The 13,126-nt window shown below is 66.7% G+C and carries 19 protein-coding genes; 5 read left to right on the plus strand and 14 right to left on the minus strand.

Annotation, left to right across the window (positions count from 1 at the left end; genetic code table 11):
- Positions 1–90: 90 nt before the first annotated feature.
- The 5 genes from QZ670_RS16215 (at position 91) to QZ670_RS16235 (ending at position 4,242) form a co-directional block, all read left to right on the plus strand.
- On the plus strand, positions 91–489 hold the full coding sequence (locus tag QZ670_RS16215) for an endonuclease domain-containing protein (RefSeq protein WP_294257141.1): 399 nt from the start codon (positions 91–93) through the stop codon (positions 487–489).
- Positions 490–492: 3 nt separating this feature from the next.
- Positions 493–786 carry a proton-translocating transhydrogenase family protein gene (locus tag QZ670_RS16220; protein ID WP_294257143.1) on the plus strand — a complete coding sequence of 98 codons (294 nt, stop codon included), beginning with the start codon at positions 493–495 and terminating at the stop codon, positions 784–786.
- Between the two features lie 2 nt (positions 787–788).
- Complete coding sequence (locus tag QZ670_RS16225; protein WP_294257145.1) at positions 789–2,264, plus strand: NAD(P)(+) transhydrogenase (Re/Si-specific) subunit beta; 1,476 nt, start codon at positions 789–791, stop codon at positions 2,262–2,264.
- A gap of 12 nt (positions 2,265–2,276) precedes the next feature.
- Positions 2,277–3,152: a hypothetical protein gene (locus tag QZ670_RS16230; RefSeq protein WP_294257147.1), complete on the plus strand. Its 876-nt coding sequence runs from the start codon at positions 2,277–2,279 to the stop codon at positions 3,150–3,152.
- Positions 3,153–3,291: 139 nt separating this feature from the next.
- Positions 3,292–4,242: a hypothetical protein gene (locus QZ670_RS16235; protein WP_294257149.1), complete on the plus strand. Its 951-nt coding sequence runs from the start codon at positions 3,292–3,294 to the stop codon at positions 4,240–4,242.
- Between the two features lie 135 nt (positions 4,243–4,377).
- On the opposite strand, the gene QZ670_RS16240 is transcribed toward QZ670_RS16235, so the two are convergent.
- The 14 genes from QZ670_RS16240 to QZ670_RS16295 all read right to left on the minus strand — a co-directional run bounded on the left by QZ670_RS16240 (position 4,378) and on the right by QZ670_RS16295 (position 13,072).
- The gene (locus tag QZ670_RS16240; RefSeq protein ID WP_294257151.1) at positions 4,378–5,466 is read right to left on the minus strand and encodes a site-specific integrase; all 1,089 of its coding nucleotides are present in this window, start codon (positions 5,464–5,466) and stop codon (positions 4,378–4,380) included.
- Positions 5,358–5,720: a helix-turn-helix domain-containing protein gene (locus tag QZ670_RS20100; protein ID WP_365894668.1), complete on the minus strand. Its 363-nt coding sequence runs from the start codon at positions 5,718–5,720 to the stop codon at positions 5,358–5,360. The genes QZ670_RS16240 and QZ670_RS20100 overlap by 109 nt, the downstream gene beginning before the upstream one ends.
- A complete protein-coding gene (locus QZ670_RS16245) occupies positions 5,638–5,946 on the minus strand; it encodes a hypothetical protein (RefSeq protein WP_294257153.1) in 309 nt (102 codons plus the stop codon). Before QZ670_RS16245 ends, QZ670_RS20100 begins: the two co-directional genes overlap by 83 nt.
- On the minus strand, positions 5,943–6,788 hold the full coding sequence (locus QZ670_RS16250) for an MT-A70 family methyltransferase (protein WP_294257155.1): 846 nt from the start codon (positions 6,786–6,788) through the stop codon (positions 5,943–5,945). The genes QZ670_RS16245 and QZ670_RS16250 overlap by 4 nt, the downstream gene beginning before the upstream one ends.
- Before the next feature lie 140 nt (positions 6,789–6,928).
- Positions 6,929–7,975 carry a DNA cytosine methyltransferase gene (locus tag QZ670_RS20105; protein ID WP_365894670.1) on the minus strand — a complete coding sequence of 349 codons (1,047 nt, stop codon included), beginning with the start codon at positions 7,973–7,975 and terminating at the stop codon, positions 6,929–6,931.
- A 1-nt stretch (position 7,976) separates the two neighbouring features.
- Positions 7,977–8,285 carry a hypothetical protein gene (locus QZ670_RS16255; RefSeq protein WP_294257157.1) on the minus strand — a complete coding sequence of 103 codons (309 nt, stop codon included), beginning with the start codon at positions 8,283–8,285 and terminating at the stop codon, positions 7,977–7,979.
- A complete protein-coding gene (locus QZ670_RS16260; RefSeq protein WP_294257159.1) occupies positions 8,282–8,413 on the minus strand; it encodes a hypothetical protein in 132 nt (43 codons plus the stop codon). The genes QZ670_RS16255 and QZ670_RS16260 overlap by 4 nt, the downstream gene beginning before the upstream one ends.
- Positions 8,410–8,544: a hypothetical protein gene (locus QZ670_RS16265; RefSeq protein ID WP_294257161.1), complete on the minus strand. Its 135-nt coding sequence runs from the start codon at positions 8,542–8,544 to the stop codon at positions 8,410–8,412. Before QZ670_RS16265 ends, QZ670_RS16260 begins: the two co-directional genes overlap by 4 nt.
- Positions 8,545–8,549: 5 nt before the next feature.
- Positions 8,550–8,792: a DUF2312 domain-containing protein gene (locus QZ670_RS16270; protein ID WP_294257368.1), complete on the minus strand. Its 243-nt coding sequence runs from the start codon at positions 8,790–8,792 to the stop codon at positions 8,550–8,552.
- A gap of 113 nt (positions 8,793–8,905) precedes the next feature.
- The gene (locus tag QZ670_RS16275; protein ID WP_294257163.1) at positions 8,906–9,049 is read right to left on the minus strand and encodes a hypothetical protein; all 144 of its coding nucleotides are present in this window, start codon (positions 9,047–9,049) and stop codon (positions 8,906–8,908) included.
- Entirely contained in the window at positions 9,046–9,411 is a 366-nt protein-coding gene (locus QZ670_RS16280; RefSeq protein WP_294257165.1) for a hypothetical protein, read from the minus strand. The genes QZ670_RS16275 and QZ670_RS16280 overlap by 4 nt, the downstream gene beginning before the upstream one ends.
- Positions 9,412–9,461: 50 nt before the next feature.
- Positions 9,462–12,182 carry a toprim domain-containing protein gene (locus QZ670_RS16285; RefSeq protein WP_294257167.1) on the minus strand — a complete coding sequence of 907 codons (2,721 nt, stop codon included), beginning with the start codon at positions 12,180–12,182 and terminating at the stop codon, positions 9,462–9,464.
- Positions 12,183–12,287: 105 nt separating this feature from the next.
- Positions 12,288–12,584: an ogr/Delta-like zinc finger family protein gene (locus QZ670_RS16290; RefSeq protein ID WP_294257169.1), complete on the minus strand. Its 297-nt coding sequence runs from the start codon at positions 12,582–12,584 to the stop codon at positions 12,288–12,290.
- Positions 12,581–13,072, minus strand: coding sequence for a hypothetical protein (locus tag QZ670_RS16295; RefSeq protein WP_294257170.1), 492 nt, complete (start codon positions 13,070–13,072; stop codon positions 12,581–12,583). The genes QZ670_RS16290 and QZ670_RS16295 overlap by 4 nt, the downstream gene beginning before the upstream one ends.
- Between the last annotated feature and the right edge of the window lie 54 nt (positions 13,073–13,126).

The following is a 13,126-nucleotide window of genomic DNA, read 5'->3' on the forward strand; positions in this document are numbered from 1 at the left end:
GCGCTCCCCGATCCTCCCCGGCACGGGGAGGGGGACCGCGCGCAGCGCGGTGGAGGGGGAGCGAAGCGGGCGATCCGGCCCGAAGTCGCGATGGCGCGCCGGCAGCGGCGCGAGCTAAGCCTGCCGGAAGTGCTGTTGTGGCAGCGGCTGCGGCGCAACGCACTCGGCACGCGGGTGCGCCACCAGCACCCGATCGGACTCTATGTGGTCGACTTCTACATCGCCGGGCTGCGCCTGGTGATCGAAGTCGATGGGCAGGTACATGCCGCACCCGCAGCGGTAGCTCATGATCGCCGCAAGGACCGGTTTCTGGCCGACAACGGCTATCGAGTTTTGCGTATCAACGCCGCGGAGATTTTGCAGGACGCTGACGCAGTAGTTGCATCGATCGCGTCCCTTGCCGGGCTCCCCCTCCACCAGCCTGCGGCTGGTCCCCCTCCCCGTTCCGGGGAGGATCTTTCCGCGCCTCCGCGTGCGGATCAGGAGTAGATCATGGACTTCATCTCGATCCTCTCGGTTTTCGTGCTGGCCTGCTTCGTCGGCTATTATGTCGTCTGGTCGGTCACGCCGGCGCTGCACACGCCGCTGATGGCGGTGACCAACGCCATTTCCTCGGTGATCATTGTCGGCGCGCTGATCGCCGCTGCCGCCGGTAGCCTGGGGAGCGCGGGCGAGACCTCGAAATGGCTCGGCCTCGTCGCGGTGGTGCTGGCCAGCATCAACATCTTCGGAGGGTTCGCGGTGACCGCGCGGATGCTCGCCATGTACAAGAAGAAGGCCCGCTGAGCATGGAGAGCATCGCGCAAAATCCCTGGGCGGCACTCGCCTATCTCGTCGCCGGCGTCTGCTTCATCCTCGCCCTGCGCGGGCTGTCGAGCCCCGCCACCAGCCAGCGCGGCAACCGCGCCGGCATGATCGGCATGACGATCGCCGTCATCACCACGCTCGCCACCCATGTCCCGCGCATCGCGCCGCCCTGCCCGACGGGCGCGATCTGCGAAAATTACGGCACGCCGGTGCTCGACACGCTGACGCTGGTCGAGCTGCTCGCCGCGATCGGCATCGGCGCCGCGATCGGCATCGTCACGGCACGCCGGATCGCGATGACCGCGATGCCCCAGCTCGTCGCCGCCTTCCACTCGCTGGTCGGCCTGGCCGCGGTGCTCGTCGCGGGCGCGGCCTTCCTCAATCCCGGCGCGTTCGGCATCGCCAGCGACGGCGTGATCTTCCTCCAGAGCCGCATCGAGATGGGGCTGGGCGTCGCGATCGGCGCGATCACCTTCTCCGGATCGGTGATCGCCTTCCTCAAGCTCAACGGCAATATGGGCGGCAAGCCGATCCTGCTGCCCGGCCGCCATGTGATCAATCTCGGCGTGCTCGCCGCGATCCTGGGCCTGATCGCCTACTTTACCCAGGACCAGAGCCCCTGGATCTTCTGGACGGTGACGGCGCTCAGCTTCGCCATCGGCTTCCTGCTGATCATCCCGATCGGCGGGGCGGACATGCCGGTCGTGGTGTCGATGCTCAACAGCTATTCGGGCTGGGCGGCGGCGGCGATGGGCTTCACGCTGCACAATTCGGCGATGATCATCACCGGCGCGCTGGTCGGCAGCTCGGGCGCGATCCTCAGCTACATCATGTGCCGCGCGATGAACCGCAGCTTCCTCAGCGTGATCGCGGGCGGCTTCGGCGGCGATGTCGGCGGGGGAGCAAGCGGCGCGGCGGCGGTCGACCGGCCGTGGAAGCGCGGCTCGGCCGAGGACGCGGCGTTCCTGATGAGCCAGGCCGAGCAGGTGATCATCGTCCCCGGCTACGGCATGGCGGTGGCGCAGGCCCAGCATGTGCTGCGCGAGATGGCCGACAAGCTCAAGGCGCATGGCGTGCGGGTTAAATATGCGATCCACCCGGTCGCGGGCCGCATGCCGGGGCACATGAACGTGCTGCTCGCCGAGGCGAACGTGCCCTATGACGAGGTGTTCGAGCTGGAGGACATCAACTCCGAATTCGCCCAGACCGATGTCGCCTTCGTGATCGGCGCCAACGACGTGACCAACCCCGCCGCCAAGACCGACAAGTCGTCGCCGATCTACGGCATGCCGGTGCTCGACGTGGAGAAGGCCAAGACCGTGCTGTTCATCAAGCGCAGCATGGGCGGCGTCGGCTATGCGGGCGTCGACAACGAGCTTTTCTACCGCGACAACACGATGATGCTGCTCGCCGATGCTAAGAAGATGGTGGAAGAAATCGTCAAGTCGCTGGACTGATCGGGGGATGGGGTGGTCGGATCGATCCTGGGCGGCGCGTTCCGCCTGTTGCGGCAGCATCCGCTTTCGGTGCTGGTCTGGGCGATCCTCTACCTGGTCGGCGTCTTCGCGATCGGGCTGCTGCGGATCCTGATCGCGCCCGCTGACCCGGCGAACATCGCGGGTGCGATCGGTGCGGGGCTGCTCAGCCAGGGGCTGGCGCTCGCCCTCGTTGCGGTGCTGGTCACGGCGGCGACCCGCGCGACGCTCCACCCCTACAAGCGCGGCGCCTGCTATCTGCGGCTCGGCGCGAACGAACTGCGCGTGTTCGCGCTGCTGGTGCTGCTGACCATCGCCACCCTGGTGGTGACCTTCCTGCTGACGCTCGCCAACGGCTTGCTGCTGGGCCTGCTGGGCTGGCTCGTTCCCGCGACGGCGACCGGCTGGCTCGGTGCCGCGCTGCTGCTGGCGGAGCTGGCGGGGCTGATCTTCGTGCAGGTGCGCCTCTCGATCGCGCTGCCGCTCACCTATCTCTACGAGACGATCACCGTCGACGAGGCCTGGGCGCAATCGCGCGGGCATTTCTGGTCGATCTTCGGTGCCTTCGCGCTGCTGGGGCTGCTGATCGCGCTGGCCGGACTGGTGCTGCTCGCCCTCTTCTTCCTACCGATCCTGGCGACGCTCGGCCAGACCGGTGCCAACGTCCAGGCGCTGATGGAAACGGTACTCATGATCGTGCTCGCCGCAAAGAACTTGCCGGCGGCTTCCCAGCTGCTGCTGGTCTCCGGCATGCTCGCGCTGGTAGCGCTGGGCTTCGTTCTGATGACCGCGACTCTTGCTAGTGCGGCGCGGACCATGCTGGGATTGCAGGACGGGCAGATCGAGGATTTGCGGCGCGCGCGCGGATAGTTCCCGGCTCTTTGCTCCACTTCGGAGAAACCACGCAATCATGCTGCCAAAACGCTCCGATTTGGAGTAAACCAGACTCCGCCATTTCGGAGCGATACGGCATTTGTTGGGGAACAGATGTCGAACCATGGGGGCAGACATGTACGAGGCAATTGGGGCCGGGGGGCTCGATAGCATTTCCTACGACATCGCGGTGGATGTCGCGCAGATCGTCGCGGGGTCGCCGGCGGGCGCGGCGGCGGCGGCGCGCATCGTGACGGCGGCGGGACTGCGCGCCCGCCTGCCCGTCGACGCCGATGCGGCGCTGCATACGGAGACGCTGCTGGACGGCGCACAGCTGCTGCTGCTCGAGGGCGAAGGGGTGGCGCCGGCGCTGCTCGATCCTTTGCTGGCCCGCCTGGGGGCGATGGCCGAGGCGCGCGGCGTGCCGCTGATCGCCACCGTCACGCCCGAGCAGATCGACGCAGCCGTGGGATTGCTGCCCGATTCGGCGGTGCTGCAATGCGCGCCGAGCGACACCGACCGGCTCGGCGCCATCCTCTCCACCCACCGGGCGCCGGTGGCACGGCTGCACGACGGGATGCGCGACCAGGAGACGATGCGCATCCGGCGCTTCCACGAGGAAGTGGCGCGGATCGCCGACTCGCTGTCGCGCCTCACCCGCAGCGAGGTGCTCGAACGACCCGCCGGTGTGCGCAACGAATCGATGGCCTTTCGGATGGACAGCGCCAGCGACACCGTCGAGACCGACGCGGCCGAGGTCCGCCGGGTGATCCGCGCACGGCGGATGCGCGCGGATTTCTTCGAGGGCGATCTGTTCGCCGATCCCGCCTGGGACATGCTGCTCGATCTCTACGCGGCCGAGCTCGAGCATCGCCAGATCTCGGTCTCCAGCCTGTGCATCGCAGCAGCCGTGCCGCCGACCACCGCGTTGCGCTGGATCGGCACGCTCAACGAGGCGGGGCTGTTCGACCGCAAGGCCGATCCCAGCGACCGCCGCCGCGCCTATATCGCGCTGAGCGAGCGCGCGCGGCGGGGGATGGAGCGCTATATCGCGGCGGTGAAGCGGGCGGGACTTTCGCTCGTTTGAGGGCTTGCCCTTCGCGCGCAGCTTTGGCATCGGCGTCCAACGCAGACGCCGTCGGCGCGCGCGGGCGGTTAGCTCAGTTGGTAGAGCATCTCGTTTACACGGCGAGCACCCAGGCGCCTGAACCCCGCAGAAATCCTAACTTTTTCGGGCGGCTTCCGAGGTGGGTTCGGGGATAGTTCGGGACTCCGATGCATCCAAGGCGTTTCGGACGTCCTCATCGAGCACGTGAGCGTAGCGCAGCGTCGTCTTGATGTTCCGGTGCTTGAGCGCTTCCTTCGCGGCTGCCAACGAACCCGTCGCGCGCACGATGCGCGTGCCTCGGGTGTGGCGCAGATCGTGGAAGCGAAATCCATCGATCTCCGCGTCGACCTTCGCCGCGGCGAATGCGCCGCGCAGCGCGGTCTTGGTCATCGGATAGCGCTCGCCCTTCTTCCTGGCGGGATGCTTCCGTCCCTTCTTGTCGACCACCTCGGACTTGTTAGCCTGGGCGACGTAGGTGAAGACGAACGGCCCAACCTTCGGCTGGTTGGCGATGATCGCGATGAGCGTGGCGGTGAGCGGCCGGCGCACGATGTCGCCGCCCTTGATCCGGGTTTGCGCAGTTCGGCTGTGCATGTCGATATCAGACCAGCGCAGCCCGATCACCTCGGCCTGGCGCCAGCCCGATTTGAGCGCAAAGTCGCAGACGTCGACCAGATCCGCGCGGAGCGCATCGAACAGGCGGGGTTCTTCATCCAGCGTCAGCTCGCGCGGCGGGCGCTCGGCAACTCGCAGGAAGAGGCTTGTCCAGCGCGGCATATCTCCGACGTCGAAGCCGGCATCATCGGCGCGGCGCCATACGGCGCGGAGCGTCTCGATCTCGCGGTTGATCGTCGCGTTGGAGCGCGTTGCGCGCCGGCCGGCGAAGTGTCGCTGCAGCTCGAGCTGCGAAATCTCCTTGAGAAGCTTCCCGCCGCCGAGCCCGTCGATCGCCGATTGCAGGATGTATCGGGTCGTCTGCCAGCTCGGCTGCGTCTCCGCGTGATCTTGGTAGAGGCCGCACGCCAGATCCACGCTGATCGGCTCGCGCTCCCGGATCTGCAGGATCGCGTCGCTGCGAACGCGCGCCTCGAAGGCTAGCGCTTCGCGCTTCGTTTTGAGCCCTGTCGAGCCGTGAAAGCGACTACCTTTCCAGACGAAGTCGTAGTGGTAGTAGGGCGACTTACCCGGTTTGTAGACTGACATTGGGTAGTATCCTGCCGCGCCCTGGCGATGAATGATTCGAGATCGTCTAGGGTGTAACGGACGGCTCGACCTATCAAGATGTAGGAGAGCCGCCCCGCCTTGCGTTCCTTGCGCAAGGTCTTGGTGCAGAGCCTGAGCCTGTCTGCCGCCTCTGTTTCCGTGAGAAGAGTGCTAGGCATCATGTTCATGCTGCCCCCCTTCGGCTGACTGCTCGGGGCCGTCGGTTGATGCCAGAGCAGCCGCGTTGAGCGCATTTGCCAGCGCCTGGGCGGTTGCCTGATCCCCGTGCCACCCATGCAGAACGGAAACAGACGTCGAGCCGACCACCCAATAGCGATCGTCCGCGTCGAAGCTATGGGCGCGAAACGGCGGCCGCTTGTGGATCTCGTTCGGCTTGCCTACCCACGCGCCGACCAAACCCAACGCCCATTCGCCAGTCACGGTCGACGCGGAAAATTCGTCCTGCGCTGTCGACATCATGCGCGCTCCGAGAAAAGGTCGACGTCGTTGCCCCAGCAGTCCCAGCCGGAGCGACGCTGGCGGGCGAACAACTCGACATAAGGACCAGCATAGAGGGCCTCGACGTCCGCGATCATGCTGTCGGGCTTGCGGCTGTGCTCGCGCACCGGCGCCACCAGCAGGTTGCGGACGCGGCGCGATTGGACGCGCGGCTTGCCGATCGTGCCCACGAGGTAGAACTCGGCCGCCGATCGGAACACATAGCCGGTGCCGAACGCCCAGGTGCGATCGGTCGACGTGCGCTTCGCCCAGGCACCGGCACTTTTGAAGGTGAACCCCCACGCGCGCAGCAGCTCGATCGCGCGGTCGAGCAGCGGCGCGGTCGCCCACATGATCAGCGCGCAGTCGGGCGCGGCGAGCCGCGCGACCGGCAAGCGGGCGAGATCCGCGATCGACATGCACGGGTAATGCGCCACCGGGTTCTTCGCCTCGCCCTTGATCGAGAAGTTTGCAAAGCGCCACGGCGGATCCGCATAGATCACGCCGTAGCCGCCTGGCCGCAGTTCGCCGAATGGCCACTCGGCCGAGGCCCGTGCCGGCGGCGCGAGCACCGCCGGGGGCGTTGGCAGAGTCGGGGTGCCCAAGTCGCCGCCGAACAGTTCGAGGTTGCCGGCGGCCTGTAGCCGCCGGCGGGACATCGTCTGTCGGACGTTGAACGCGTGGTGATCCCGATCGTAGCCGAGGTGGCACCGCTGGCACATGGCGCGCAGGTTCTCGTCCGCGCAGTTCTCGGGCTGGTGGTCGAGGTGTGCGACGGTGAGCACCACCGGCGAGCCGGTGACGCTATGCGGGGCGCCGTTCACCTCGGGGCAGCGGCCCTCATGCGAGTGCCCACATTCCCCCTGACACTCGCATCGATCGCCGGCACGTTCCTTGCGGATGCGCAGGCTGGTGACGGGCCAGTCAGATGGATAGCGCGCGCGATTTTCTGGACTAATCGGCATCACGCGGCCCTCAGAACAAGCTGGCTTGCGCTGGCGGCTCGATCGCCAGCAGCTGCGCAAGCGCCGCCCGCTGCTTCCTCAGCCAGCAGTTCATGCAGTCGCACCCAAGCGAGAGCTACAGTGAGCGGCACGACGCCGTTCCCGCAGTGTCGAAGCCGCTCAATCCGGTCGGCCAACCCATCAGCCACTCGACGAACAGCGGGTTCAAGCGACGGCGCTCTGGCGATGATGTCGGACCAGATGGGGTCGGCTGGGCCAGGAGCGAACAGTGGGAAGTCGCCACGCGCTCCAGCGGCCGGCCCTTCTTCCCCCAAAGCTCCTCGTCGCTCTTCTGACTGTGCCCACTGCGATGATCGCGCGTCATAGGCGTCGGCCAAGTTTCCGCGGCGCCGGCTAGGGTGGTGCCGCCGGTCTGCCCAGGCGTTGGATTCTCCGCAGTTTGCGCCTGGCTCGTCACCGTTGCCGTCGGCCAAAGCGATGCCGCCGTGCGCAGATCCAACCTGCCCTCTCCGTGCGCGCCGGCCCCGTTGGTGTCCGAGGTGCGAACGGTCGGCCAAGAGGAAGCCGCGTTCTCGCCGGTGGCTTGCGTCGACCTCGGCCGCGCTGAATATTCCGAACGCAATGCGGCAGCCCAGTCGCTCCAGTGATGGGATTGCAACTTCGAGCTGTCCGTCGAGATTCCCGACGACGTTCTCGCGGAAGAAGGTGTCAGCCCCGCTTTGATCAAAGACTTCGATGGCACGGTCGAGCAGCCAACGGTCATCTTCGGCACCGAGGCGCTTACCGGCGACGCTGTTTCCCTGGCAGGGATCTCCCGACAGGACGCAATCCACTGCGCCGCGCCATGCTCCAGCGTCGAAGGTTCGCAGGTCAGACCAGACAGCAGCCGGATGAAGCCGCCCCGCTTCCATACTCGCGACCAAGCTTGCGGCTGCTGAGGCTTCCCTCTCCACGAAAGCGACGCAGCGCGCGTCGGGTCGAGCGATGCGGACGCCGAGGTCGAGGCCTCCGACGCCGGCGCAGAGGCTGAGGGTACGAAGAGCCATGTCAAAGGTCACCTCTCTCGCCCAGCATGCGCGCCTGCAGCTCGTATGCACGCTGCGGCGACATGCTGGGGATGGTCGCAGCCGGTACCTTCGATGGCACCGGCAAGTTGAGGAATGCGCCCGCTTGGCGGCGAGCGGTGGCGTGATCGCCCCAGCGGCGCTGGTGGTGCGCTTCGGTGATCGCGATGCGGATCTCCGCCGGCAGGCGCTGCTGGCAGCGCTCGCAGAGCCGGGAGAAGCGCACTCGCTCTCGCCCGCAGCCGATGACATCGCACAGCTGGGCGGTTGGGGAGGGACGGCGGCGCTTCACCGGCGGCGCTCCCCGACGACGGCGCCGATCGCCAGAATGAACAAGCCGAGCATGACGGCGATCGAAAGCAGTACCGTGCCGGCGGCGCGGACGCGGGCTGCAGCTCGTTGACAATCGACGCGGATCACGGCCGCGCCTCCACCTGGGCGTTGGCGCAGGCACTCTCCCGCCGATCGGCCAGGGCAACCAGCAAAGCGGCCACGATCAGGACGAGGATGGAGATCTCGCGCGCGATTGCTCGGACGGTGTGCTTGTCCATCGCCTTCACAGCCCCAGCGCCGACTTGTAGGTTTCGAGAATCTCCTCCGCTTCGTCGCGGTGGTGCTTCTCCATCCGCCGCATCTTGACGATTGCGCGCATGGCCTTGCCGTCGAACCCGGTCGATTTCGCCTCCGCGTAGACGTCGTTGATGTCGGCCGCGATGCCGGCCTTTTCCTCCTCCAGGCGCTCGATGCGCTCGATGAACTGTTTCAACTCCTGCGCGGACGTATCCGGGTTGGCTTTGATCGGATCGGCGGGCTTGGCGGCCTTCTTGCCCTTGCCTGTAGCGGGTACGAACGGCGTGGGCACATGGCGCAGCGAGCCGTCGCCCGCGCGCTCCTGGCGCATGGTCATAGTGGTCACAGGAAAATCCTCATGATGGCGGTGATGCCGAAGCCGACGACGAGTCCGCCGGGCAGGTTGAAGATGAGCCGCGCGGCCGGGCTGGCCTCGGGCTGGCATGTGGCGCAATTGCAGCCCAGGACGCGGCGGAAGCTGCTCACTGTGCTGCGCCGCTCTGGCAGCGCGTGCAGGTACCCCGCTCCAGCGTGCAGACGCCCGCAGTGCCGGTGCACGGCTCGTCGGCCGTGCAGCCGCACCGCATGCAAACGGTGGGGTGGCGATCGACCGGATCGTTCGCGAGCTGGTCATAGGTGGCGACGTCGAGCGGGATGATCTTGGCAATCGCCGCGATCACCTCCCGATGCCTGGCGCTGGTGCCAGGGCGCTCCAGCTGCTCGATCAGCCGCAGGGCAGAAGCGCGATCGAGAGGGAAGGCGCGGGCTTGGCTGAGGCGGCGGGCCAGATCGTAGCGGGTAAGCCCCGCCGCCTTACGGCGCAGCTCCAGATACAGGGCGGCCGTCATGCGCGTGGGGGCGCGGCGGGTGGCGGGGACGTGCGTGTTGGGCAGCAGCATCAAAAGCGCTCCTTCGCTTTGGCTTGTTGACGTTCGGGAGGATTGGCGAAGACCCAGCAGGTCACGGTTTTGCCGGTCTTCGATTTGACAGACTTCACATCGATGAAGCGGCGGGCCTTCGAGCCCTTGAGCAGCCGTTTCAGCTCGGTGATCAGGCAGGGGAGCTGCAGGCGCAGATCGGCGCACCGCGTCTCGAATTGCGGCAGGTTGATCGCGATCAGCTCGGGGTTGAGGCTGTGGTCGATCGGCCGCTCGGTGCGCGGATCCTCCAGGCTCTCGATGTGGTCGAAGCGCTCCCAGAACAGCTCGACGCTCGGGTGATCGGTCTCGACCGAGCGCTGACGCTCCAGCAGCATTTGGCCGATCAGGTCGTGCGCTTCGCCGACGACGCGGCCCGGCAGGGGCTTGAGCAGCGTCGCTGCCATGGCGTCCAGCATCGCGGCGATCTGGGCATGGTTCTTGACCAGGCGGCCGTTCCGCACGCCCTCGATCATCGCGAGCGCGGTCTCCCGCTTGGCGAACGCCTTGCGATATTCGGCGAGGATCGCCTCCTCGGCTTTCACCACATGCACGACGAAGCCGGAGAGCGTCTCGACGTCCGCGCGCGACAGGGCCTCGCCTGCGCGCTTGCCGGCGGCCGAGAAGAGTGACTTGTCGAAGTGCATGCCCATGATGCGCTCGCGGAGCGCGGGCGAGGCCTCGACGGGCGCGTTCTGGGCAATCACCACGGCGCCGCGGAACGGCGGCTCGAAGGTCTCCATGCCGCCATTTGCGATCGCGCGGGTGCGCACGGCGCGGCCGTTATAGGCGGTTTTCAGCTCGTCCCACTCGAATCGCTTGCTGTGCGGCGTATCCTGATTGCGGTCGCCTTCGATCAGCACCACGGGCAGGTTGCCTACTTGGCCGAGCGTCCGCGCGATGCCGGCGCTGGTCGCCTTGGTGGGATCGAAGCCTTCGTAATTGACGCGCCCGAGCAGCTTCCAAAGGAACTCCAGCAGCGTCGTCTTGCCGGTGCCGGGCTCGCCGGTCATTTCGAGGAAGCCAAGGCTGTCCTGCTCGCGGCGGACATGGTCGGCGAACAGCGCCAGGCACCAGAAGGCAAGGGTGACGATGCCCTTCGGCCCGTAGGCGACGTGCAGCGGCTCCAGCCAGCTCAGGTCGAGCTTGTCGGCATCATAGTCGATCCGCAGCATGCGCTCCGAGGTGCGCAGCTTCACCGACCGCTTGCCGAGCACGAAGAAATCCTCGTCGTTCGGCTGGTAGACGCGGCCCTTGTGCACGGCGACGTCGCCGAAAATCCACGCCTCGTGCTCGATCGAATAGCCGGTGAACTGGATCGCATCGACGACGCGGATGTTCGTCCACTGCTGCTGCATCAGCTTGTCGATCTGGTACTGATTGCCGGTCCACTGCGCGCCAGGCGCGACGCTCGCGAGCCGCTTTTTGAAGTCGCCCGATCCGGAGCATGCGGCGCCGGTGAAGGTGGCTTTCAGCTGCTGCCCGTTGGGGAAGGAGACGCGCAGGAAATAGGCGCCTTCCTCAAGGTTGGGGTCGCGCTGGAAATAGAGGGTGCGGAACGTGCAGTTCGCCAGCTCCTCGATCGCGACAGCGCGCTCAGCAGCCTTGTTCCACTGGTCGTCGAAGGGCAGCGCCGCGAAGTCGGCGAATTCCGGATCCTGGCTTTCGAGCAGCGACTGCAGCTCGCCCTGAATCCGCTCGATCGAGAAGTTTGCCCAGAGCTGCTTGCCGCCGAAGGTGAGCGGGAACGACTCGAGCCGCTTGCGCTCATAGACGAGCAGCGCCTTCGCGGTGGCGGTCGCGGCGATCGTGATCTCGCCGTTCCAGCGATATTCGTCGAGGTCGCTCGGCTCCAGCTTGTCGATCTGGGCGAGATCGTTCCAGTCGCGCTTTTCACCCTCGCCATCCGGACGCACTTGGGCGGCGCCGCAGCGCCAGCCATCCTTGCGCGCCTGCTCGACGAACTTGCGGGTGAACTTCACGCCGGCAGCGCCGACGTCGAACGCCCAGATCAGCTTAGGCGTGGCGATGTTCAGCTCGCCGCATAGCCGGCGTAGCTCGGCAAGGAAGTGCTCGGGATAGACGTTGCAGGACATCGCCGAGACGGCGTGCACCTTGCCCTTCTGCACCAGGGCGATCGCATCGAAGACGCCCTCAGTGATCCACACCTCGCCCGCGCGGGCAAGCGCTGCCATGTCGTGCTTTGGGTACAGCCAGCAATGGCCCCGCCAGTTCGATCCGACGCTGAACCGCGCCTTCTTCTTCCCGAAGCGGCTGGGTTGGTCGATCAGCCGTTCCCAATAGCCGGCGCCGGGCAGCGGGAAGCGCACGGTTGCGCTGGTGAGTCCGAGGTCGGGATCGCGATACCATTCCTGCGCGAAGGCGCCGCGCAGGGGCGCCAGGTCGAAACCGCGCGCGTGCAAGAGGTAGGCGTCGGCCGCCGCGTTCGGCTCCTCGCGGCTCTGCTTGTGGCGGTTCGACCAGTTCTCGAAAAGCTCGGGGTAAAGATCCTTGACGTGGGTATCGGCGCCGCACTTGTTCTGGCGGCCGCACTTCACCACCCACGGGTTGTCAGCGCGGGCGTACGCTTCCTTCTTGCCGCACTGCTCGCAGCGGCCTTCCTGCAGCCAGGCGCCCTTTTCCTTGAAGCCGTAATCGCGCTTCAGGTTGGCCAGAACGTCCTTGAGCAAATCATCGCGCATTGGGTGGTGTGGTCTTTCGCAGGCAAGCGGAGGGCGTTCCCAGAAGCGGGGTGCTTCGGGCTGGGCAGTCGGGTTTCAGTTCGGCCGGCGTGGTGCCGGCGGGCGTCAGCCGCTCACGAGATCGGCGGCGATCCTGTCGTCATTGGCCGGCGGCGGCGGTGCATCGTCGTTGGCGGGCTCGCGCCATTTGCCGGTGGGCAGGTGCAGCGCCGGGTTCGGCTTCATGCCCCGCACGACGAAGCGGACGGCGATGATCTGAGCAACGAAGGCGCATCCGCAGTCGTCATTTTCACACAGGAGGCGCGCCTCCCGGATGGTGTGCGTGATCTGCTCGCTTGTTCGGCAGCTCACCGCTGAGCCGCACTCCGGGCAGGAAAAGAAAAGGCGTCGTTTGACGGTCATAGGGTGCCCCCCGCGATTTGCCGCGGCCCCGCGCCACGGCGAAAGATGGCGCCTAAGCGGCGCGCGATGGTGTTGGTGGCCTGCTGCAGCTCGGCCGTCTCGGTCATCGCGCGCAGCACATGCGCGCGGCTGGCGTTCGGCCGCGTGGCGGCGAGCGTGTGCTCGAAAGCCTCACCGAATTCTCTGGCCGTCTCCGCGAGATCGTCGACCAGCGCTAGGTGGCACGGATCGAGGACGATCGCGCGGCACTCGCTTGCAGCCTGATACACCGCGAGGAAGGGAAGCTCCTCGCCACCGGCATCTGCGAACGCCATGTCGAGTGCGAATGCCTGCGCCAGTGTCGGTGTGGTTCCGAGATCAGGATCGGCCCAATTGTAGAAGGTTCGCTCGCCCACCTGGGCAGCAGCGGCGGCGCGCTTCGCGCCGATCCGCTCGCCGATGGTAAATGCGGCATGTGCCCAAGTGCCCGGAATGCGTTGCTTCGTCATCGGCTCGTCTCGGCTTGATGAAAAGGGCCACCACCATCGCAGGGAGAGGGAACA

Source organism: uncultured Sphingomonas sp. (genome assembly GCF_913774285.1).
Taxonomy (GTDB): domain Bacteria; phylum Pseudomonadota; class Alphaproteobacteria; order Sphingomonadales; family Sphingomonadaceae; genus Sphingomonas.

Bases quoted from the DNA above. Each gene is read 5' to 3' on its own strand.
- QZ670_RS16235 (WP_294257149.1), top strand. From the start codon at position 3,292: ATGTACGAGGCAATTGGGGCCGGGGGGCTCGATAGCATTTCCTACGAC.
- QZ670_RS16290 (WP_294257169.1), bottom strand. From the start codon at position 12,584: ATGACCGTCAAACGACGCCTTTTCTTTTCCTGCCCGGAGTGCGGCTCA.
- QZ670_RS16245 (WP_294257153.1), bottom strand. From the start codon at position 5,946: ATGATGTCGACAGCGCAGGACGAATTTTCCGCGTCGACCGTGACTGGC.
- QZ670_RS16220 (WP_294257143.1), top strand. From the start codon at position 493: ATGGACTTCATCTCGATCCTCTCGGTTTTCGTGCTGGCCTGCTTCGTC.
- QZ670_RS16285 (WP_294257167.1), bottom strand. From the start codon at position 12,182: ATGCGCGATGATTTGCTCAAGGACGTTCTGGCCAACCTGAAGCGCGAT.
- QZ670_RS20100 (WP_365894668.1), bottom strand. From the start codon at position 5,720: ATGCGCTCAACGCGGCTGCTCTGGCATCAACCGACGGCCCCGAGCAGT.
- QZ670_RS16225 (WP_294257145.1), top strand. From the start codon at position 789: ATGGAGAGCATCGCGCAAAATCCCTGGGCGGCACTCGCCTATCTCGTC.
- QZ670_RS16215 (WP_294257141.1), top strand. From the start codon at position 91: ATGGCGCGCCGGCAGCGGCGCGAGCTAAGCCTGCCGGAAGTGCTGTTG.
- QZ670_RS16240 (WP_294257151.1), bottom strand. From the start codon at position 5,466: ATGTCAGTCTACAAACCGGGTAAGTCGCCCTACTACCACTACGACTTC.
- QZ670_RS20105 (WP_365894670.1), bottom strand. From the start codon at position 7,975: ATGGCTCTTCGTACCCTCAGCCTCTGCGCCGGCGTCGGAGGCCTCGAC.
- QZ670_RS16265 (WP_294257161.1), bottom strand. From the start codon at position 8,544: ATGGACAAGCACACCGTCCGAGCAATCGCGCGCGAGATCTCCATCCTC.
- QZ670_RS16295 (WP_294257170.1), bottom strand. From the start codon at position 13,072: ATGACGAAGCAACGCATTCCGGGCACTTGGGCACATGCCGCATTTACC.
- QZ670_RS16280 (WP_294257165.1), bottom strand. From the start codon at position 9,411: ATGACGGCCGCCCTGTATCTGGAGCTGCGCCGTAAGGCGGCGGGGCTT.